Annotated in this window: 18 protein-coding genes and 1 pseudogene; 4 read left to right on the plus strand and 15 right to left on the minus strand. The window is 70.2% G+C overall.

Annotated elements, in window-relative coordinates:
• Genes ACYVLJ_RS12170 through ACYVLJ_RS12180 form a run of 3 tightly spaced genes read right to left on the minus strand, consistent with a single transcriptional unit; the run spans position 1 to position 3,272 of the window.
• A complete protein-coding gene (locus ACYVLJ_RS12170) occupies positions 1-807 on the minus strand; it encodes an enoyl-CoA hydratase-related protein (protein ID WP_460438701.1) in 807 nt (268 codons plus the stop codon).
• Positions 807-2,312, minus strand: coding sequence for a class I adenylate-forming enzyme family protein (locus tag ACYVLJ_RS12175; protein ID WP_460438702.1), 1,506 nt, complete (start codon positions 2,310-2,312; stop codon positions 807-809). Before ACYVLJ_RS12175 ends, ACYVLJ_RS12170 begins: the two co-directional genes overlap by 1 nt.
• 9 nt (positions 2,313-2,321) lie before the next feature.
• Complete coding sequence (locus ACYVLJ_RS12180) at positions 2,322-3,272, minus strand: PDR/VanB family oxidoreductase (protein ID WP_460438703.1); 951 nt, start codon at positions 3,270-3,272, stop codon at positions 2,322-2,324.
• A gap of 98 nt (positions 3,273-3,370) precedes the next feature.
• Here ACYVLJ_RS12180 and ACYVLJ_RS12185 point away from each other — a divergent pair, with 98 nt between their 5' ends.
• Positions 3,371-4,120: an SDR family NAD(P)-dependent oxidoreductase gene (locus ACYVLJ_RS12185; protein ID WP_460438704.1), complete on the plus strand. Its 750-nt coding sequence runs from the start codon at positions 3,371-3,373 to the stop codon at positions 4,118-4,120.
• On the opposite strand, the gene ACYVLJ_RS12190 is transcribed toward ACYVLJ_RS12185, so the two are convergent.
• Positions 4,107-4,988: a Clp protease/crotonase-like domain-containing protein gene (locus ACYVLJ_RS12190; protein ID WP_460438705.1), complete on the minus strand. Its 882-nt coding sequence runs from the start codon at positions 4,986-4,988 to the stop codon at positions 4,107-4,109. The genes ACYVLJ_RS12185 and ACYVLJ_RS12190 overlap by 14 nt on opposite strands.
• Positions 4,989-5,058: 70 nt before the next feature.
• On the opposite strand from ACYVLJ_RS12190, the gene ACYVLJ_RS12195 reads away from it, so the two are divergent.
• Positions 5,059-7,251, plus strand: a complete 2,193-nt coding sequence (locus tag ACYVLJ_RS12195; protein WP_460438706.1) for a CaiB/BaiF CoA-transferase family protein — start codon at positions 5,059-5,061, stop codon at positions 7,249-7,251.
• A 31-nt stretch (positions 7,252-7,282) separates the two neighbouring features.
• Here ACYVLJ_RS12195 and ACYVLJ_RS12200 read toward each other — a convergent pair whose 3' ends face one another.
• From ACYVLJ_RS12200 to ACYVLJ_RS12250, 11 genes and pseudogenes are all read right to left on the minus strand, one after another.
• Positions 7,283-7,657 (minus strand): hypothetical protein, encoded by a 375-nt coding sequence (locus ACYVLJ_RS12200; RefSeq protein ID WP_460438707.1) that lies wholly within the window; start codon positions 7,655-7,657, stop codon positions 7,283-7,285.
• Entirely contained in the window at positions 7,654-7,836 is a 183-nt protein-coding gene (locus ACYVLJ_RS12205; RefSeq protein ID WP_460438708.1) for a hypothetical protein, read from the minus strand. Before ACYVLJ_RS12205 ends, ACYVLJ_RS12200 begins: the two co-directional genes overlap by 4 nt.
• A gap of 231 nt (positions 7,837-8,067) precedes the next feature.
• Complete coding sequence (locus ACYVLJ_RS12210) at positions 8,068-11,601, minus strand: CHAT domain-containing protein (protein WP_460438709.1); 3,534 nt, start codon at positions 11,599-11,601, stop codon at positions 8,068-8,070.
• Positions 11,602-11,736: 135 nt separating this feature from the next.
• Complete coding sequence (locus tag ACYVLJ_RS12215) at positions 11,737-12,396, minus strand: DUF6338 family protein (protein ID WP_460438710.1); 660 nt, start codon at positions 12,394-12,396, stop codon at positions 11,737-11,739.
• 45 nt (positions 12,397-12,441) lie between these two features.
• Positions 12,442-14,727, minus strand: a complete 2,286-nt coding sequence (locus ACYVLJ_RS12220; protein ID WP_460438711.1) for a hypothetical protein — start codon at positions 14,725-14,727, stop codon at positions 12,442-12,444.
• Positions 14,728-14,856: 129 nt separating this feature from the next.
• Complete coding sequence (locus ACYVLJ_RS12225; RefSeq protein ID WP_460439139.1) at positions 14,857-15,423, minus strand: hypothetical protein; 567 nt, start codon at positions 15,421-15,423, stop codon at positions 14,857-14,859.
• Positions 15,424-15,429: 6 nt separating this feature from the next.
• Positions 15,430-15,636, minus strand: a pseudogene (locus ACYVLJ_RS12230) (helix-turn-helix domain-containing protein); the annotation flags it as partial.
• A gap of 126 nt (positions 15,637-15,762) precedes the next feature.
• The gene (locus tag ACYVLJ_RS12235) at positions 15,763-16,287 is read right to left on the minus strand and encodes a hypothetical protein (protein ID WP_460438712.1); all 525 of its coding nucleotides are present in this window, start codon (positions 16,285-16,287) and stop codon (positions 15,763-15,765) included.
• Positions 16,288-16,515: 228 nt separating this feature from the next.
• Positions 16,516-16,872 (minus strand): FAD-dependent oxidoreductase, encoded by a 357-nt coding sequence (locus ACYVLJ_RS12240; protein WP_460438713.1) that lies wholly within the window; start codon positions 16,870-16,872, stop codon positions 16,516-16,518.
• Between the two features lie 911 nt (positions 16,873-17,783).
• On the minus strand, positions 17,784-18,029 hold the full coding sequence (locus ACYVLJ_RS12245; protein ID WP_460438714.1) for a hypothetical protein: 246 nt from the start codon (positions 18,027-18,029) through the stop codon (positions 17,784-17,786).
• 373 nt (positions 18,030-18,402) lie between these two features.
• Positions 18,403-19,362 (minus strand): sugar-binding transcriptional regulator, encoded by a 960-nt coding sequence (locus ACYVLJ_RS12250; protein ID WP_460438715.1) that lies wholly within the window; start codon positions 19,360-19,362, stop codon positions 18,403-18,405.
• Positions 19,363-19,533: 171 nt separating this feature from the next.
• Between ACYVLJ_RS12250 and ACYVLJ_RS12255 the strand changes: the two genes are divergently transcribed.
• Positions 19,534-20,310 (plus strand): sugar ABC transporter ATP-binding protein, encoded by a 777-nt coding sequence (locus tag ACYVLJ_RS12255; RefSeq protein ID WP_460438716.1) that lies wholly within the window; start codon positions 19,534-19,536, stop codon positions 20,308-20,310.
• Positions 20,307-21,359 carry an ABC transporter permease gene (locus tag ACYVLJ_RS12260; RefSeq protein WP_460438717.1) on the plus strand — a complete coding sequence of 351 codons (1,053 nt, stop codon included), beginning with the start codon at positions 20,307-20,309 and terminating at the stop codon, positions 21,357-21,359. The genes ACYVLJ_RS12255 and ACYVLJ_RS12260 overlap by 4 nt, the downstream gene beginning before the upstream one ends.
• Positions 21,360-21,361: the final 2 nt, after the last annotated feature.

A 21,361-nucleotide genomic window follows, 5' to 3' on the forward strand; every position in this document is an offset into this window, starting at 1 on the left:
TCAGCGGCCCGTCCACTGCGGCGCGCGCTTCTCGGCGAACGCGCGGGTGCCCTCGGCGAAGTCGGCGGAGCGCAGGATGCGGCCCATCGCGCGGTCGTTGACCTCCCACGGCGCGTCGTCCCATTCGGAACCGAGCGCGGCGGTCCGGTGGATCGTTTTCTTCGTTTCACGGACGGACAACGGCGCGTTCACCGCGATCCGCTCGGCGAGATCGAGCGCGACTTCCAGGGCCTTGCCCGCCGGAGCGACGCGGTTGGCGAGTCCCCAGTGGACGGCCGTCTCGGCGTTGACGGAGTCCCCGGTCAGCGCGATCTCCAGCGCGAGCTTGAGCGGGATCTGCCGTTGCGTGCGGATCACGCCACCGGCCGCGGCGAGCAGGCCGCGTTTCACCTCCGGCAAGCCGAGCGCCGCACCTTCGTCGAGGACGGCCAGGTCGGAGGCCAAGACGATCTCCGTGCCACCGCCGAGCGCGAAGCCGTTGACCGCGGCGATGGTCGGTACTGACACGAAGTGCCGTACATACCCGGCGAATCCCCACTCCGGGTGGCCGGGCGCCGAGATGTCCTCGCCGCGGGAAAGAGCCTTGAGGTCCGCGCCGGCGCAGAACGCACGGCCGGTGCCGGTGACCACGACTACGCGGACGGCGTCGTCGGCGTCGGCCTCGGCGAGGGCGTTCCCGAGGCCGCCCGCGAGGTCGGCGTTCACCGCGTTCATGGCTTCGGGACGGCGGAGGGTCACCACCCCGACGTGGCCGTGCCGTTCCAGCGTGACCGTTTCCGGCATGTCTTCGGCTCCCTGTGCGGTCATCAGCGGACTTTGGCGTAGCGCTCGGTCAGATCCGCGTACTGCGCGCGGACCTCGGTGCGGCTGATCTTCCCGCTGGGCATCCGCGGCAACGGCTCCTCGCGCAGGACGACGTACCGGGGCACCTTGAAGTCGGCGAGTACCTTCGCGCACGCGGCGACGACGTCGGCTTCGGTGAGGCTGGGCGTCGCGTGCGCGATGACGGCGGGCGTCTCGCCGAACTTCGGGTCGGGCACGGCGATGACCACGGACTCGGCGACTCCGTCGATCGCGTCGACGACCTGCTCCAGCTCAACGGGCGAGACGTTGATGCCGCCGGTGATGATGAGGTCCTTGAGGCGGTCGACGAACCGGATCCGCCCCTCCTCGTCGACGACCCCGAGGTCGCCGCTGTGCAGCCAGCCGTCGCGGAAGACCTCGGCGTTGACCTCGGGTGAGTCCCAGTAGCCCGGGGTGACGCCCGGGCCGCGGATGACCAGTTCGCCGGGCTCCCCCGCCGGGGACGGCGTGCCGTCGTCCCGGACCACCCGAACCTCAGTGAAGACGTGGCCGCTCCCGCACTTGTCGGGGTGCTCGCGGAACTCGTGCACCGGCGTCGACGTGGCGATCCCGCCCGCTTCGGTCATCCCGTAGATCTGGCGCAGCGCGACATCCTTGGCCGCCCAGGCCCGCAGCAGCGGCAGCGGGACCGCGGCCCCACCCACGACGGCGCTGCGCAGGGAGGAGAGGTCGGCGTCGGCGAACTCCGGCGCGGACGCCAGCGCCTGGTACACGAGCGGCACGCCGAAGATGGCTTCGATGCGGTGTTCCTCGATCAGCCGGACCGCCCGGCCGGGGGCCAGTTCCTTCTCGATCACGAGCTTGCCGCCGAGCACGGTCGTCATGAGCATGCCCCAGACCAGGCCCGGGGTGAACGCGAGCGGCAGCACCAGCAACGTGCTGGAGCCGCGGTGAAAGCCTTCTTCGACCAGGCTCGCCTCGAAGACGATGTTGAGCAGGGTCCGGTTGGTGAGCACGACGCCTTTGGAGCGCCCGGTCGAGCCGCTGGTGAAGATGACCGCGATGGGCTCGTCCTCCGCGCGGTCGATGCGGAACGCCGTCGCCGGGCCGGACCGAAGGACGTCCACCGCGCTGAACGGCACGACAGTCGTGACACCGGCTTCTTCGGCGACGCCTTTCAGCGCGTCGCCGGCGATGACCACTTCCGCGCCGGAGTCGTCCAGCACCTTGCGCAGCTCAGCGGGCTTGAAGCGGCTGTTCAGCGGCACCAGCACGGCCCCGGCCTTGATCACGCCGAGCGCCGCGACCGGCCACGGGACGCTGTTCGGCGCGAACAGGCCGACGCGGTCGCCTGCACGCACGCCCTCGGAGCGCAGGTGCTCCGCGATCCGGCTCGACCACGACTCGACGGTGGCGTAGTCGAGCGTCTCGTCGTCGAAGACGAAGGCGGCGGCCGTTGGCCGGTTTCTCGCCCACCAGGCGAGGGCGGCACCGACGGTGGCGCTCATGGCTTCTCCTCACAGGTCCAGGACCAGCGGGCCGCGGACGCAGCGGCCGACGCAGATCATCATGCAGTCGTTTCCGGCCTGTTCTTCGGCCGTGAGCACGGAGTCGCGGTGTTCGGGAATTCCTTCGAGGACCCCGGTTTCGCAGGTGCCGCAGGTTCCTTCGCGACACGAGAAGTCGACTTGGACACCGGCTTCGTCGAGGGCTTCGAGGATGCTCTGTCCTTCGTGGACGGTCACTCGCTGCCCACTCGACGCGATCTCGACTTCGAAAGCTTCGCCACTCGTGCCGACGAGTTCTTTCGGCGCGAAGCGTTCGAGGTGCAGCGTCTCGCCGGGACGGTCGGCCATCACCTGCTCCACGGCCGACAGCAGGCCTTCCGGGCCGCAGCAGTAGACACGGCGGCCGTCCGACGGCTCGCCCAGGATCTCGCCGAGGTCGAGCAGGCCGGTCTCATCCTGCGGAAGGACCGTCACGCGGTCGCCGTACTCGGCGAGTTCCGGGAGGAACGCCATGGTCGCGCGGTTCCGGCCACCGTAGGCGAGCCGCCAGTCGGCGCCGCTGGCCTCGGCCGCGCGGATCATCGGCAGGATCGGCGTGATACCGATGCCGCCGGCGATGAACTGGTAGGACTCGGCCGGTTCGAGCCCGAAGTGGTTGCGCGGGCCGCGCACCCGCAGCTCGTGCCCGGTTTCCAGCTTGTCGTGGATCCAGGCCGAGCCGCCGCGCCCGTCTTCGACGCGCAAGACGGCGACGTGCCAGCGGTCGGCGCTCGCGGGATCGCCGCACAGGCTGTACTGGCGCACCGGGCCGCCGTCGGGTTCGAGGTCGATGTGCGCGCCGGGCCGCCACCCGGGCAACGACGTCACTCGATCGAGTGACGCCAAGGCGAGCCCGACGACCCCGTCGGCAAGCGGACGGCGGTCGACGACCATCATCCGCAGCGTCGTCTCACGCTCCATCGGCCCACCTCCAGCGTCGTCGCCCGTCGGTACTCACCGGACTTTAACTAATCATGTTAGTTTTGTGAACCCCCTCGTCCCACCCCGGAGGTCCCGACATGAACCCGCTCGACCTGTTCCGCCTCGACGGCCGCACCGTCCTCGTCACGGGCGCGAGCAGCGGCCTCGGCGCGGGATTCGCCCGCGCTCTGAGCCAGGCCGGCGCCGACGTCGTCCTGGTGGCCCGCCGCGAAGAACCGCTGCGGCTACTGGCCAAGGAGCTCGGGAACGCGACCGTCGTGGTCGCCGACGTCAGCGATCCCGACGACTGCGCACGGGCGGCACAGGCGGCGATGGACGCGTTCGGCCGCCTCGACGGGCTCGTCAACAACGCGGGCCTCGGCTCGGCCGTGTCCGCGCTCAAGGAGACGCCCGAGGGGTTCCGGAAGCTGATCGACGTCAACTTGAACGGTGTTTTCTGGATGGCGGCGGCGTGCGCGCCACTGATGCCGCGCGGCTCGGCCATCGTGAACGTGTCGAGCGTCCTCGGTCTGATCGCGCCGCGATTCCCGCAGGCGGCCTACGCGGCGAGCAAAGCGGGCGTCCTCGGGCTGACCCGCGACCTCGCGGCCGAGTGGTCCGGCCGCCGCGGCATCCGGGTCAACGCCCTGTGCCCGGGCTACTTCGACTCCGAGATGACCGCGGACGGCAGCGAAGTCCTGCGGGAAATGGTGGCGCGGCAGAGCATGCTGGGCCGGTTCGGCGAACAGTCCGAGCTCGACCCGGCGCTGCTGTTCCTCCTCAGCCCGGCGTCGTCGTACGTCACCGGCACGACGCTCACCGTGGACGGCGGGCTCACCGCGTACTGACACCGGGCCAGCGCGGGCCGTAGTTCGGGTAGTCGCGCGGCACGCGCAGCGGGAAGTCCGGCGCGCGCTTCTCCAGGAACGCCCGCACCCCCTCCCCCACATCGGCCCGCGTCGGCAGGTCGTAGACACCCTGGGATTCGACGGCGTGCGCGTTCCACGGCGAGGCGGCGCCGAGCATGCTCCACAACAGCTGCCGTGACAGGGACACGGCCACGCTCGACGTATTCGCGACGATCTCGCGTGCGATGCCGAGCGCGGTGTCGAGCACCTGGTCGTCCGGCACGGCCCGGCTCGCCAGCCCGGAGCCGACCAGCTCGGCGGCGTCGAGCAGCCGTCCGGTCAGGACCCATTCGGTGGCGTGCGCCATCCCGACCAGGCGCGGCAGGAACCAGCTCGACGCGGACTCGGTGAGCATCCCGCGGCGCGCGAACACGAACCCGATTCGCGAAGACTCGCCGACAACCCGGATGTCGGCGGGCAGGATCATCGACGCGCCACCACCGACGGCGGCGCCCTTCACCGCGACGATCAAGGGCTTGAGCATCGCGGCGAGCCGGAGCGTGACGACACCGCCCGCGTCCCGCGGCACGCCGTCGATCTCGCCGAAGCGCTCAACGAACGCCGTGAACCGCGGACTCGGCTCGCGGCCGCCGTGGTGGAAGCCTTCGTCGAGGTCGGCGCCGACACAGAAGTTGCGCCCGGCGCCGGTGAGCACGACGACGGCCACCTCGTCGTCGGCTTCCGCGCGGTCGATCGCGTCGACGAGTTCTTCGCACAGTTCCAGGGTCATGGCATTGCCGCGGCCCGGGCGATCGAGGGTGACCGTCGCTACGCGGTGGGCGACGTCATAGGTGACCACGGGGGACATCCTGCCTCCAGGGATTGGCAAATAAACCGAATGGCATTAGATTAACAGTAGCCGATCGAGGAGGATCCGGATGCTGCTGGACGACGTGCGCGTGGTCGACCTCGGCGATGCCGTGGGCGAAGCGGCCGCGCGTCTGCTGGCCGACCTGGGCGCGGACACGGTGAAGATCGAGCCGCCCGGCGGATCTCCCCTGCGGCACCAGGAACCCGTGGTCGACGGCGTGTCCCTTCCCTTCGCCGTCCGCAACGCGAACAAGCGCTCGGTGTCCCGGGACAGCCTGTGCGTCCCGCAGCTGCTGGCCGACGCCGACATCGCTTTCCTGACACCGCAAGCCTTCGAGGAGTTCGCCCCGCTCGATCATTTGGTCGTCGTGCTCTGCTCACCGTTCGGCCGCACCGGCCCGCGGAGCGACTGGCAGGCCACTCCGCGAACTCTGCTGGCGCTCAACGGTTCCTTGTCCCGCTCGGGACGTCCGGGCAGCGCTCCCCTGCTCCCGCCCGAAGGCATCGTGGAGGCGACGGCTGCCGCGCACGCGGCGTGGACCGCGCTGGTCGCCTACCGCACCGGCGGGGGTCAGGTGATCGACCTGTCCCACCAGGAAGCCCTCGTGACAGGACTGGATCCGGCGTTCGGCGCCCAGGGTTCGGCCGCAGCCGGCCGGTCGGGCAAGCTCCGGCGCGGCCGTCCGCCCGCCGACGTCTACCCGGTGTACCGCTGCACCGACGGGTTCGTCCGGCTCTGCCTGCTGAGCGGCCGGCAGTGGCGCGGGATGTTCTCGTGGCTCGGCGAACCGGCGGAGTTCGCCGACCCGGCCTACGAATCGATCGCCGCCCGTGTGGCGGCCGCGGACCGTCTCGAACCGCTCATCACCGCACTGTTCGCCGCGCGTCAGGCCGCCGAACTGGTCGACGAGGCAGCTCGCCGGGGCGTGCCGCTGGCGCAGGTGCTCACGCTCGGCGAGGCGCTGGCGAGCGATCATTTCACCGCTGCCGGCACCGTGGCGTCCCGGGAGATCGCTCCCGGCGTCGTGACCAGGCTCCCGGTCGGGTTCGCCGACGTCGACGGCCATCGCCTCGGCATCCGCACGCCAAGCCCGGCCGTCCCGGTTACCGACGACCTCGAGTGGCGCCCCCGCGGCGCCCCGGTCACTCCCACGCCGTTCAGCGAACTCCGGGTGCTGGACCTGGGCGTGATCGTGTTCGGCGCCGAGGCGGGCCGGGCGTTCGCCGACTTCGGCGCGGACGTCATCAAGATCGAGAGCACGAAGTTCCCGGACGGCCTGCGCCAGACCCGCCGGGGTGAGCCGATGAACGCATCGTTCGCCTGGGGCAACCGCGGCAAGCGCAGCCTCGGCCTGGACCTGCGCAGCAACGAAGGCCAGGCACTGTTCGAGGACCTGGTCCGGCACAGCGACGTCGTCCTGGCGAACTTCAAGCCGGGCACCCTGGATTCCCTGGGCATCGGCTACGACCACCTCGCGGCGCTCAACCCCGGCATCATCGTCCTGGAGAGCGCGGCGTTCAGCGCGAAGGGCCCATGGGCGAACCGCCTGGGTTACGGCCCGCTCGTCCGCGCGGCATGTGGAGTCACCAGCCTGTGGAAGTACGCACCCGACGACGTCGAATCGTGGGACGGCGTCACGGTCTACCCCGACCACGTCGCGGCCAAGCTCGGCGCGCTGACCGTCGCCGCCGCGCTGCTGGCCCGCGACCGCACCGGCCGCGGCGCGCACCTGGAGATCGCGCAGTCGGACGTCGTCCTGCACCAGTTCGCCGCCCTCGCGGCCTTGGAGGGACTACGCCGGGGAGCCGCAGCCGCGGGCAACGCGGACACAGTGTTCGCCTGCGCGGGCGACGACGAGTGGTGCGTGATCGACACCCCCGAGGACGACGGCGATCACCTTGCCAAGTGGGCGGCCGGGCTCTCTCCCGCCGAAGTCACCGAATCCCTGCAGGCCCAGGGCATCCCGGCCGCCCCGATGGTCCGGCTCCCCGAACTGCTCGACGATCCGCAGCTGCACGCACGGCAGACGTTCACGACCATGCGGCACCCCCTCCTCGAAGACGAACTGCCCGCGGAGAACGTGGCGGCGCCGTTCAGCAGGCTGACGTCACCGGCAGTTCGGCCTGCTCCGATGAGCGGAGAACACACCGCGGAAATCTGCACCGAGGTGCTCGGCCTGACGATCAGGCAAGTCGACGACCTCATCGAAAAGCGCGTGCTCCACGATGCCCACCCCCGAGCTGCCGAGGATTCGACGTGACCGAGTGCCAGTGCCTCTGCCTGCCCTCCGGTCACGCGGCGAGCCGGACCGGCGCCTGAGTGCCACCGTCCGGCGGCTGTGTGTCGAGCCAAGCCAGAAACCGCGTGAGGTAATCGAAGGTGCGCCTCACCGTGCTGGTTGCGGGACGGCGCTCGTCCGGCGGCAGCTGTCCGGACAGCAGGGCGTGGCAGAGCTGCTTGGCGATGTCGCAATAGGACGGTGGGACACGGGTGAAGTCGAGGCGGACCCGTCCGACGTGGTGCTGCAGGATCGCCGGTCCGAGATCCCAGATCCGGTCCGTGAACCGCGATGTCGTCTCGACGGAGACCCCGGGGCGCAACGCGCGGCCGGCAAGCACGAACAGGTCATCCGCCGGGGAGCCGACGACGCGGGCGGTCGAGGTCACGGGTGCTCCCACGGGTCTTCGACCAGGTCCAGCCAGGTGGCTGGGCCGGCGCGGCCGCGGGCGTGCTCGACTTCGGCCGGGGTGAACTTGGGCAGGACGTGATGGTGGATCGCGGCCCTGGCCTGCCCGTAGCGTGTCCACCATCGATCCGTCGCCTCGACGGCACGGCGCTGGTCCAAGGCACGACGGAGGACACATCGGTATTCACGTCGATCAAGCCCTCGTAGACCGGACCAGTCACCGGCGCCGACGCGTACGTGCTCACCAAAGCCTGTCCGCGACGACCCAATCCGGCCTGATCTGCCGAGCTGGATCCAAGTCCGGTCGTCTGGACGACGCGCTCGGGGGAACCGGATCGGTGACGATGCGTTCCCCAGTCGGCTGGCCTTCGCGTCCGCCGGTTGGTCTCCTCAGTTTCCCGAGTGAACCAGCCCGGCCCACACCAACGGCAGGTTCGGAGCCATCCGCCGGGTGGCGAGCGTAGCGCCGTGCACCGCGGCCGCGGGTGTGCCCTCGGCGGTCAGGAGGGTCTCGTACACCGTCGCCGTCAGGTCGCTCATGACGGTGTCGTAGACCTGCCACAACGTGCCAATCACGTGGGTGTAGCCGGCCAGCTGGCAGGCACTGGCCAGGTGAATCGCTTCGTCAGCAAGTTCGCCGCTGGTTCGCGCGGTGTCGCACGCGGCCAGGACCGCCAGTTCGGCGTTCTCGATGCGGAGTTCCATGATGTCCCGTACCGGCAGCGCGCGGTCGTACAACACCAGCTCGTTGCGGGACGGTGAAGCCGCGTCCGTCCGGCCGTGGCAGGCGAAGTGCACCCAGGTCGCGGCCGGCAACTCGGCCAGCACCCGGTCCCGGGTGGCGTCGCCGTCGGCGAGCAGCCGGTGATTCGGGATCTTCGCGGCCAGAGCCTCCCCTTCCCGTCGCGCCCCGGCCAAAGCCTCCGTGTCGGCGTTCGCGGTCCGGCCGACGGCCACCACCAGCAGGCGCGGATCCGGACGTCCGGTCCGGGGCCGCACGCGGGCACGGGCGTGCGCCAGTGCACGGGCCGTCGGTGTGTACGACGAAGTCGCCCGGTCGAGCACCGCTCGTCCGCTGCCGTCGTGGTGTCCCGCCGCGTGCAGCGGTAGCAGGCCAAGGAGCCCACCGGGGACCCACCAGATCCGGGGAGGTTCACCGACGGCCGGAACGTCGAGGCCGAGCGCCCGCAACACCGGCTCGGTCACGTTCTCCCACAACCAGACCAGGATCGGCACCACGGCCCGGTTCGCTTCCCGGCGATCGGCTCCGGGTCGCTGAGCCGCGGCCAGCGCCCGTGCCTGCTCGGCCACCGCCGCGCGTGAACAGGTCGGCAGCGGCTGCACCACGACGCCGTCCGCGGTCAGGATCAGCGCATCAGACCGGTGGTCGCTGACGTTCAGCAGCACGATCGGACCGGCTGCGGCTTCCGCGCACAGCGCGTCGAGCGATGGCGGTCGCAGGAACCGCTGCAGGCCCGGCAACTCTCGGATGCGGTCGAGCACCTCGTCGAGCTCGGCGGCGGCGCGCCGGCGGCGTTCGCTGTCTTCGTCATCGGTGCCGAGAGTGGTCGTCAAGGTGGTGAACCGGGCGGCCAGCTCCGGATCGCGTTCGCGCAGTTCGGTCAGGTCGCTGCGCGCGTCGAACGCTTGGGTCAGCAGTACGCCTCGCCCCAATTCCAGCAGAGCGACGGCGTCGTCGGGGTGACCGGCGGAGATGGCCCAGGCTGCCGCGTCGGCTGCGAGGCCGCTCGTCCGCCGGAGCCAGTGTTCGGCGTCCTCGCGCGCCAGCGCCCGGCCGGCCAGCAGCGGCAGCAGCCGGACGGCATCGGCGTAGCCGCGCGCAGCCTGCTGAGTCCGGCCGACTCGCGCCGCAAGTCCGGCGAGCGAGTCGGCGGCCGCGATCCGCTGGTAAAAGCTCGAACCGGGCACCACCCCCGCGTTGTCATAAACGTTCAGCGCTTCGTCCAGGACATCCACGTCGCCGGCCAGATACGCCAGCCTCAGTGCGTTGCCCAACGTCATCATCATTCGTGCCCCGGGTGATCCGCCCGCCGCGATCGCCGTGCGGGCCAGCGCGAGAGCTTCGTCCAGCTGCGCTCGATCGTGGCTGCGTTCGTAGGCCGATTGAAGGATGTCGCTGAGTTTCGCCAGCCATCGCCGCCGGTCGGCGTGACCGTCCGGGGTGGCGGCGACCGCGGCACGAGCGCGGTTCATCGCCTCGCCGAGCAGGTCCAGCTCACCGGTACGGTCATAGCGCGCCATCAACGCCCCGGCCAGGTTGCTCTGCCGCGTCGCCAGTTCGGGGTGGGCCTGCGGAGTCGCCGCGACCGCGGCTCGATGGGTCTCGATGGCCTCGCTCAATACGACATCGGCGTCGGGGCTGCCGAGCCGGCTGGCCCAGCCCACTAGGAGCGCGCCCAGATTCGCGAGGCCGGTCCCGAGACGGGGCGATCCGGCGGCCAGCGTCGCCATCGCGGCGCGCTGAGTACGCACCGCCTCCGCGAAAGCGTCGAGTTCTCCGGTGCGCACCGCCCACGCGTCCAGGGCGACGGCGAGGGCGAACAAGCCGAGCGACCGGTCGGCCGCGCCGTCCCCGGTGACGGCGACCGTGGTCCGCGCCACCGAGACCGCCTCCTCCAGCGCGGCGATGTCGTTGAGGACCCGGTACCGGGAAAGCAGCGCGGTGCTGAGGTTGGCCAGGTGCATCGCCCGCTTGGGATGGTTCCCGGCAACGGCTTCCCGCAACAGCGAAACCGCCTCGTCGATCACCTCGGACCGGCCAGTGAGAGCGAACAGTTCGGCCAGGCTGCCCCCCAGGTTGGACAGCCGGACGGGACGCTCGGGATGCCTTGGTGAGGTGGCCGCGAGCGCTGACCGGCCGTAGCGGATCCCCTCGTCCAGATCGGCCCGGTCTCCCCCGTGGGTGTATCGGTCGAGCAACCTGCCACACCGGTCGGCGGCCAGGGACGCCGCATCGGGTCCGGCGGGTTTCTCGTCCTCCGTCTGTGAGGGCGGTAGACCGAAGACGCGGGTCCGCGTGCGCGCCGCGGCCCGTGCGTCGGCCAGGTAGCTGTGGTGCGCCGGATCGCTGCGGGGAACCGCCGCGGCGGCGGCTCGGTAGGTGTCGATCAGCTCGTCGAGCGGCTCGAGCTCGCCCGTGCGCTCGAACACCGTCTTCAGGGCTTCGGCCAGGTTCGCCAGCCGTCGGACGAGGGCGGGGTGGCCCCGGACGGTTTGGCTGACCGCGGCCCGGCCGGCCCTGACCGCCGCGACCCCCGCCTCCAAATCGCCGGTGACGACCAGGAGGTCCTTGCCGTGAACGGAAAGGTCGCTGCAGACAGCGGCGTACATCCGGTGATCCCGCGGCAGCTCCGTGGTCGCGGCCTGTTCGTGGGCGAACGCGTCTTCGAGCGCTCGGACGTCCCCGTCACGGCTGAACCGGTTGCCGAGGCTGATGCCCAGGTTGAATCGGTGCTCGCCGCGCTCCACCGGGTCGGTCGCGGCCGCCACCGCCGCTCGCCCTGCTTCGATCGCCCGGTCCAGGGCGCGAGGGGCGTCGCCGTGTTCGGCGCGGGTGGCCCACAGAATGCCGAGGTTGCCGAGAAGGCGCGAGCGGTCACCGGCTTCGGTCTCCCGGCCCTTGAGTGCCTCCTTGACGGCCGCGATCGCTTCGTCGAGTGGTGTCACCGAACCGGTCTGCTCGAACCGCGTGCGCAGCAGACCGCCCAAGTTCATCAGCAGGCTGATCCGGTCAGGATCGTGAGCGGGAAGGACCTCGATGGCCGCCCGGTGAGCGGTCACGGCTTCCTCGACCGCACCGGCCGTGACAGCCATGCGCGCCACCGACAAGGCATCGAAGGCGCGCCGGACGAGGGCGTCGACACGCTCGGGATCCGCCGGGGAACGGCGGCGAAACACGCGCATGCCGTACCTCCTCAGTCTTCGCCGGTCTCGCCGGCCGGCGGGGACGCGGCTCCGGGCCCGGTCGGCGGTTCCTTCGGTTCTTCGTCGTCGCCGCGAGGCGTGAATCCGCGCTCTGCCGAACGGCCGGCGAGGAAGTCACGCTCGAAGGGGGTCAGTGGGTTCGGTTCGGTCATCGGTCGCCTCTCCGGTCGGTGGTTCCAGCAGTTCGAGCACGTCGATGTCCTGGGCCCGCAGAAGAAGCCCGGCTGTTCCGTCCACCCGGCCGGCGAAGCTGCCGTCCCGGTTCATCCGCCACGCGGCTTGCAGGAACAGCTCGCCCGGTTGCGGAAAGGACGTCGCGTACGAGTGGACGCCGTACCAGCCCCCGGCCCACGTGCCGTCCTTGAACCGCACGCGCACGAAACACGGCCCCCGGTCGCGGAAGGCGTGGTCCCACGCGGTCGGTGTGCGCCGGAACCGGGTCCGGGCCCGGCGGCGCCGCACCACCGAGACGGCGGCCGCCGCGGCCGCGGGGACCACGACGAACAGCAGCAGGCCCGTGACTCCCGCTGTCCGCGGCGAACGGAGGAACGCGCCGTCGGCGCCGAGGCGGACCAGCTCGGGCCCGGCCACCACGAGGTACACCGCGTCCAAGGCCACCGAAGCGGTCAGGGCCCGCAGGACCCGCTCGCCCAGGTCGCGTTCTCCCGGCACCGGGCCGCGCCACCGTTCCCGGAGGAACTGGTATGTCACCCCGGGCAGCACGAACAGCACGACCAGCAGGACCTGTACCCAGGTCGATGGCGCCTGGCCCACTTGTCTCCTTCCGCCCGGCGGAACCGCCGGGATCAGGCCTGCCGGTCACGAGCAGTTGTGCGTGCCGGCTGTCGCCGAGCCCAGTACGACGTCGAGACCGGTGACCGCCGTCAGGTGTATCGCGCGAACGGTGATGCCCCGGTCGGCCGTCGGATCAGGGACCTGCTCGTCGACGACGAGCCGGGCGACACCGAGGTCGACCGTGAAACCGGGAACCGGCGGAACGCGAATCGGTGTGCCGCCGACGGTCACGGCGACCGTGGCCGAGCCGCCGGCCGCGGCACACGTGGCGATCGCCGTGGCGGTGATCCCGGTGAAGCCGAGGGTGGGCAGGCCGGGCAGGCCGAGCGTGACGTCCGCCGCGGTCGCGCTTGCGGTCGCTGTTCCGGGTGCGAGGGTCGTCGCGAAACGGGCGCACAGGGCGTCGGCCCGGATGAGTGCGAGCACCACGGCTTCCGCGATGCACGGCGGGGCGTTCTCGGTCGCCGTGGCGGTGCGGACCGATCCGGTGTCGGGCGCCGGGCCGTAGCGGATCGGGACCAGGGGCAGCGGCACGTCGGCGGCGAGCCCGAAAGCTCTGCCGGTGTAGTACTGCAGGCGCACGCTCGCAGTCGCCTGGGAAGGCAGATAGTAGGCGTCGCCGGCGAAAGCGGCCTCGACCGGCACGGTGGCGGACGTCGTCAGCGGCTGCCCGGTGACCGTGACGGTGCACGTGGCGATCCCGTCGGCGGCCGTGGTGCCGGAGCAGCTTTGCCGGGTCGTGCCGCTGCCGAGGGCCAGGGTGACCGTCCGGCCGGCGACCGCGGTTCCGTCGTCGGCCTTCAGTGAGCCGCTCAGCCGGGTGGGTTCGCCGTTGGCGACGTGGGCGGGGCCGGTGTAGGCGAGCACGGTCGGCTCGCGCGTGACGGTGAACGGCACGACGAGCCGGGCCGGGGTGTGCCAGGCGTCGCCGGCGAACTCGATCACCAGGTCGGTGGCGCCGGGAACCTGGTTCGGCGTGAGGACGCAGGACCCGGCCCCGTCGTCGCCGGTTGTAGCGATGCAGCTCGGGCCGTCGCCGAGCGTGAAGCGCATTGGGACGCCGGTGACCGCGCTCGTGTCCGACGTCAGCGTCGCGGACGCGGAGAACGCGTCGTGGTAGGCGGCTGTGACCGGCCCGGTATAGGTGATCGACGGCGCGGACGGCACCGGGTCGCCAGCACCGCCTCCGCCGGTGTCGCAGGTGTCGCCGTGCCAGTCGCGGGCGTCCTCCCACTCCGGCAGCCACTGCAGGTGGTCGCTGGCGATGTAGTCGACGTCGCACCGTTTCGCCGCGTCCGCCATGCCGTACAGGTGGTCCCAGGCGGCGATGCGCTCCGAAGACGCGGTGGGCGTCGACGGATCACCCGGGTGCGGCTGGTCCGTCGGGTCCCGGGAACCCGGGTGCCGGTGGGGGCAGTCGGGCTCGCCGTAGACGCGTGTCAGGAACCCGCCCCGGTGTGCGCTCTCCATGGACGTCTTCGCGCCGTCGATCCCGGCCGGGTCGTACCAGCACGTGCTTCCGTCGCCGGGATCGGTGTCGGTCCAGCCGTAGCTGATCACCGGCGTGACCTCCGGCCCCCAGGCGCGGCCGGGCGTGGCGGCCACGTCGCAGGAGTGGCCGTCCAGGGTGGCGATGCGCAGGCCGGGCCCGTACCGGACGGCGTAGTCGACCGAGCCGGCCGCGCTCCCGCAGCCGGAGGGCTGCGTGCCGTCGGGAAAGTCGTTGTTGTGCCCACCCGTCAGCACGACGGTGACCGCGCCCGGCGCGCGCACGCCGTCCACCCGCTGGGTGAAAAGCCGTCCGGCACCGCGGTAGTCCTGCTGGTAGCGCTGCAGGAGAGCTTCGATCGCCTGGTAGGCGGTGTACGGTCGCCCGGCCGCGCTGTCCTTGATCTCGACGAACAGGAAGAACCGCCCGTCGTAGCCCGGATAGACGTGGCCGCCGTTGTCGGCGACCTGCTGAGCGAGCGGCCCGAGATAGGTGGCCGCCAGCTCTCGCTTAGTGATCTCCCGTTTCGGCGAACTGTCGTCGTAGCACGTTCCGCCGGAGAGCTCGTGGCAGAGCACCAGGTGCTCGCCCTCGAGGAAGACGTCTGCTTCCACGCTGGTGAACCCGTGGCTCAGCGCACCGGCCAGCGGCGGGTTGTTGAGGTAGTCGTTGTGTGCGTGGGCGTGCTCGTAGATCCTGCTCGGCGCCGCCGTCACCGCTGCGGCGGTCACCGCGGGCGCGACGGCCGGCGCCGCCATGGTCGCCCCGGCCAGGACAGCCGTCGCCAGTGCGGCCTTCGCCGCGACATGCCAGTACCCCATTCCCGATCCCCCTCGGTCCGCGTCGTGATCAGCTTGGCCGCAGCCGGCTCGCCGGCCAAGGGCGCACCGGGCATCCCGGCCCATCCCAGGGCGCTGACCAGCCGGGACGCGGCCGAACCCGGGATGCGCTCACCAGAAGTCGGTGCACGCGTTGCGCGCGAACCCGGCGCGGTAGTGCAGGACGTCGGCACAGGCCCGGAACCGCAGGCTCGGGTCCAGCGGGTGCGCGCGAGTGACCGCCGAAGCACCGGTGGCGAGGAACGGGCCGCACTGCGTCCAGGTGCGGCCGTCGTTGTCGCTGAAGTCGAGCCAGACGCGGTCGCCGTAATTGGCTCCGGTCAAGTGGGCCCAGACGAGCTCGGTGCCGTTCGCCGTCCCCTGTTCCAGCGCGACGGCCGGCGCGTGGTCGGTCGCGGCGGGCAGCGCGGGTTTCTCCACCGCCTGCCCCGCGTCGGCCGGCCACGGCCAGCTCGCGCACGCCTGGTCCTGGGTCGTCGGTTTCGCGACGATCACCGTCGGGAACCAGCGAGCCCCGGCCAGGACGCCCGCGCCACCGGCGAGCACCGCCGTCACGACCACGACCCCTGCCATCGCCCAGCGCGGGTGCCTCGACCGCCACGAGCCCGGCCGGTCACCCGGCAGCTCGGACGGGGCTTCCTTGCCACGGGCGCCCGCACGCTCCCAGAGACTTTCCAATGCCTGAGGATCTTCGCCGACTTCTTCGCAGAGCGATTCCACGACCGGCCACGGCGGCACCGTCGTACCGGCGAGATAGCGCGACAACGAAGAATCGCTGGCGTGCACGGTCACTTCGAGTTGTTTGAGGCTTTTGCCCGATCGCACCTGCAATGCCCGGAGTCGTTCGCCCAGTTGTTCACGCGCCGACGTCGTCGAGTTCCGCGGATCCATTTCCCACCCTCGCCAGAACGAGGGTCCACTCTCGCACCATCCGCCCGGACCGGTGCATCCGCCATCCGGGCAGTCCCGGCACCCGTCCGGGCGACGGGCCTTCTCCGCCCGCCGCCCGGCCGACGCCTAGGACTCCCTGCAGACCTGGACGCCGTAGGTGTTCGAATACGGGTTCACCTCACCGAGCTTCCATGCCGTCGATGTGAACTGGACGTACCACCCGTACCGGTGGGTCTCCGGGTTGAGGTACTGACCGTCGAACTCGGCCTGTGTGCCGGTGTACTGGTTGTTGTTGTAGGAAGCGATGCGCGACAGGCCGATGGTCCGGACGTCCCAGAACACGCAACGCAAGAAGTCCGCACGGTGCCCGTAGCCGTAGGTTTCGTCCCAGGCACACAGGTGCCCGTAGCTGCACGGCATGTAGTCGGCGGTGCTGCCCGGCGACGACACGGTGACGACGGCGGCCCCGTCGTCCCAGGACACCTGGTTCGGACTGATCTGCCGGCCACCGGGCCGACCGTGGAGCATCCGGTCGATCTCGTGCTGCAGGCCCGGTTCCCCGGACGGCACCGTGGCCGCGGTCGCCGTGGCCGGGACGAAGACAGCCGCGAGACCGAGAGCGATCGCGGCGAGCAAGCGTTTGCGTTCCATGATTCCTCCCTCGAACGAACTGCGAAACGCAACCGAGTCTGGCGGGAAAACCGGCCCCGGTGGCGCGATCCCGTCGTCCCCGGGACATCCCCGGGACGACGACCGCAGCCGATCAGGGAACCGGGACGGCTCGCGGGTCGCGATCCCAAGCAGGGATGCCTTGGCGAAGTCGGATTTGCGTGGGTGTCGGGCACATCGGCGTGCCCGACACCACCGGGAATCAGTTACCTACTCGGGCAGTGGTTCGTGCCCAATGATCTTCTCGCCGACCGCAGCCGAAGTCCGCACGGCGTGATAGCCGTAGTCCCGCATGTCTTGCTCGTACATCCCGATGGCCTCGACGACGGCTTCCTCACCGCGCCAGGCCGCAACCAGCCGCTCGCCGAGCGTGCGAGCTTCGCGAAGCGCAGTATTCGCCCCAATCCCCAGCGCAGGACTCATGACGTGGATGGCGTCGCCCATGACTGTGACACGGGACGGCTCCCAGGCGGTGGCCGGGAGGCAGCTTCGCAACCCGAGCGCCTGCACCGTGGCGGTGTCCCGCAACTGGACCGTCTCGACCAACGCGGTGTGCCATGTGCTCAACCGGCGCAGGACATACGCCTTGAGGGTGTCCGCAATCGGCCTCGTCGACGACCTGAACGCGGTTCGCTCCGACCACCTGATCCCTCCATGTCGCGCGCCGAGCCGAAGATGCACAGCGCGTTTCGCAGCGACGGACACCTCTTGCCACTAGTGACGCTGAGCCTTGTGGCAGACAAGCGTTCTCGATACTCCATCCGGGTTCTCTTCTTGCCGAAATCGAGAAATATCTTCCACGAAGCAGAAAGGATCACTTCGTATTCATAACAATCACTGCGCAACCGGGGGATTGCTCGTTGAAATCTTGACTTTGCCGCAATAGACTACTTACCATGGCCAGGGAATCGCCTTAAGTGCAGGCCTTCCAAAAGAAAAGAATCAGACTTGGCGATAACTGTGCCCTTTTTTTTCTCCGCTTATTGAGCAATACTCAATGAGCGTTGAGACGTGTATTCTTCAGGCAGCATCAAGCATCAAGCCGTAATGATCGTTTCACAATTGCTCGGAGCCGCCCCCGCGCATCCGGATCCGGCGCAGGGTCGTCGACCTTGTATCACAAGGCCACCTGCGCCGAGTAAGGGGAAAGTCATGACTGGCATGAATGCGAACGAGGGCCGTAAGTGTTTCTGGGTTCAATTGGCGGGACTCCTTGAGAGTCTCGCGCTACTCTTAGAGATGGCAGCCTCGGCCGACTATCTCGACGACGGCAACAGCCTGACGGCAAAGACTGCCAGGCTTGTAGCAATCGGACTCCGGATGGCTGCCAAGCTGGCACATCGGTAATCCTCGTTGAACATCCATAAGTGGCGGCCGGCGTCATAACCACCGGCCGCCACCTCGGTTAGCGCCGCGATCCTACGCGATCGACAAAAATGATCCAGTGTAGATTTCCAGGCAGGTAAAAGAGCAGACCTCTAGAAATGAAGGTCCGATCGCGTTCCCGAGCGAACCCTGACATTGCCCAGCTGGTGCAGCGTCCGGGGGCGCGACCAGCCGAGCGTTTCGGTCGGCGACAGGCCGTTGGCGTGCACACCGAGCAGCATCGGAACCTGGCCAATCTTGATTCCTTGCTCGACCAGGTAGGCAGCAGCCAGGTACTCCAGGGAACGCTGGGTCCAGCACGCTCCGACCACCGCGCCGCAGTAGAGACTCGTACTCATCGCCCATCCTGCCGCAGCCGGAGCGAGGCCGGAGCGGATTGAGCTGCAGCTCGACGGCACCGTCGTCTCTACCGCGACCGTCAGCTGTTGTCCGGCATGCCGGACCGCGAGCCTCGACTACGTCCACGTCGTCGCCGGGTACCGGCGGCTCGGCTATGGCCGTACCCTCGTCGCCGCGGCCCACGCAGGGGCGCCCCGGTACCGGTGGACCGCGCCGCTGCCCGACGGCGTCGTCGCGCGGGCCTTCCGCTCACGCATCCCTTACCCACCTGCCAGACCGTCGTTCGTCCACCGACAACCCGACACCACCGCGCGATAACCACCTCGCAGACCTTTGCGGGAAGCAGGTTCCAACGTTCCCGGGCGACCGGGTTCACGATCGTCGGCGGGCATGGGCTGTTGGTGGCTCGTCGGCCAGCAGAGCCGCCGCCACTGCCGAGTCGGTGACCACCGACGTCACCGCGCGGCCGCGCAGCACCGATCGCAGCGCTTCGGTCTTCGCCTCGCCGCCCGCCACCGCGATCACCTCCGGGATGCGCTCGAGCTCCGCGTACGGAATCGCCATCGTCCGCTGCGTGAACGCCGTGGCCACCGGATTGCCTTGCGCGTCAAAGGGAATCGAGCAGCTTTCGCTGACGATCTCCAGCCCGTCCAGCTCGGCGCGGTCCTGATCGGTCAGGATGTCGTACACCTGCGAACCGCCGGGGGTCCAGCTGCCGACCGCCACCGCCGCCACCGTGATCGCCGGCCAGCGCGTCACCGCCGCCTGGATGCCCGGCTGGCGGCGCAGCGCGACCAGCGACTGGCGGTCGGAGAGCACCAGCGGCGCGTAGATCGGGTGGTGCGGCCCGCGCGTCACCGAGGTCAGCTGGCGGATCAGGTCGACCGAACTGGCCTGGACGGCGCCCGCGATGCCCGTCATCTGCACGATCGGGCACGGCGGGAGCCCCTTGACCTGCCGCGCCATCGCGTCCAGGGTCCGACCCCAGGCCACGCCGAGCACGTCGTCCTCGGTGAGGATCTCGGCGAGCAGGTCGGCGGCCGCGCGGCCGAGCGCGTCCCGCAGCGCCGGGGTGTCGGCGAACGGACCGGACACCACCAAGGCGTTGTGCAGCCGGTAGTGGCGGCGTAGCCGGTCGGACAGGTCGGTGTCCACCGCGGCGCCGCCGTTGATCTCGATGCGGACGATGCCCTCGGCCACGCAGGCGTCGAGGATCCGGGCCACCTTGTACCGGGAAATGCCGTGGTAGTCGGCGATCTCCGTCTTGGGCATGTTGTCCAGGTAGTACTGCCGGGCGATCGTCGTCGCCTGGATGAGCTCTGCCGGCCCCATTCGGCCCCCTCTGCCTTCGCGTGCCCTCACCCTAGCCACCTGGCGCCCATATGGGCACCCCCTTTGACAGATGGGCAGGCACGAGCTGTCATGTTTCCCACCACAACACAGTGCCCACATGGGCGGCCAATTTGGCACATGGGCACGAGATCCCCCAACGAAGGAGGAGGAGTGGAAACCGCTGACAAGTACGTCGTGCAGGCCAGGGGCATCCGCAAGGCGTTCGGCCACGTCGAGGCCCTGCGCGGCGTGGACTTCGAGGCCAAGGCCGGCGAAGTCACCGCGCTGATCGGGGACAACGGGGCCGGCAAGAGCTCACTGGTCAAGGTGCTGTCCGGCGTCTACATCCCCGACGACGGCGAACTGCTGATCGACGAGCGGCCGGTCCGGCTCACCTCCCCGGCCGACCTGCGCGAACACGGCATCGAGACCGTCTACCAAGACCTCGCGCTCGCGACCGACCTCACGCCCTACGAGAACGTGTTCATGGGCCGCGAGATCTTCCGCCGCGGTGCGCTGGCCCCACTGCGCCTGGTGGACCGCGGTGCGATGCGCACCAAAGCGGAAGAGACCTTCCGGAGCCTCGACGTCAAGATCAAGGACCTCGGCTCGCCGGTCGCGTCCCTCTCCGGCGGCCAGCAACAGAGCGTCGCGATCGCCCGGGCCGCCATGTGGGCGAAGCACCTGGTGATGATGGACGAGCCGACCGCCGCGCTCGGCGTCGCCCAGACGCGCAGCGTGCTCCAGCTCATCCGCCGCGTCGCCGACCAGGGCATCGCCGTGATCCTGATCAGCCACAACATGCCCGACGTGCTCTCGGTGGCCGACTCCATCCAGGTGCTGCGCCTGGGGCAGCGGGTCGCCACGTTCACCCGCGGGGAAGCCGAAGTCCCCGACCTCGTCCAGGCGATGACCAGCGGAACCCCCGCGGAGGCGAAGGCGTCATGACCGTCCAGAACACCACTTCCGTCGGCGCCACCATCTCCCGGGTGACCGGGGACGCCGGCGCCACGCGCGCCCCATCGCTGGTCAAGCGGCTGCTGCGCCGCCCGAGCATGGGCATGGTCGTGATCCTGCTCGTGCTGGTCGCGATCTTCTCCTTCATGCGGCCCGACGCCTTCCTCGGCGCCTACAACTTCCGCAGCATCGCCCTCGCCGCGGCGGTCGTCGGCGTGATGGCCATCGGCCAGACCTTCGTGCTCGCCACCGGAGGCATCGACCTCTCGGTGGGTTCGGTGCTCGTCTTCGGCACGGTGATCTCGGCCAAGGTGATGGCCGGGCTGGGCGGCCAGACCGGCGGCTGGGGCACCGTGCTCGCCGGCACCGTCGTCTGCGTCGCGGCCACCGCGTTCTGGGGCCTGGTCAACGGCCTCATCGTGGCGGTGCTGCGGGTGCCGCCGCTGATCGCCACGCTCGGCTCGCTCGGGATGGCGCTGGGCGCGGCCCAGATCGTCAGCAACGGCCTCGACATCCGCTCGGTCCCCCAGGTGCTCAGCCACGACATCGGCTCGGAGAACTTCGCCGGAGTGCCGGTGCTGGTGATCATCGCGCTGGTCGTCGCCGCGATCTCCGGGCTGGTCATGTGGCAGACCGGGTTCGGCGTGCACACCAAGGCCATCGGCTCCAACCCCGAAGGCGCGCTGCGCTCCGGGCTGAACGTCCGCCGCCACCTCGTGATCGTCTACACGATCAGCGGCGCACTGGCCGGCGTCGCCGGGATCATGAGCCTCGCCGAGTTCTCCACGACGACGATCGGCGGGCACACCGCCGACAACCTGACCACGATCGCCGGTGCCGTCCTCGGCGGCACCAGCCTCTTCGGCGGCATCGCGACGATGTTCGGCACCGTGATCGGCATCCTCGTCCCGGTCACCCTCTCGGCCGGCTTCGTCATCGTCGGTGTCCAGCCGTTCTGGCAGACCTTCGCGGTCGGCGCGGTGCTCGTCGCCGCCGTCTTCCTCGACCAGCTGCGCCGCGGCGCCCAGAACCGGCGCTAGAA

Source organism: Amycolatopsis stemonae, from assembly GCF_054781455.1.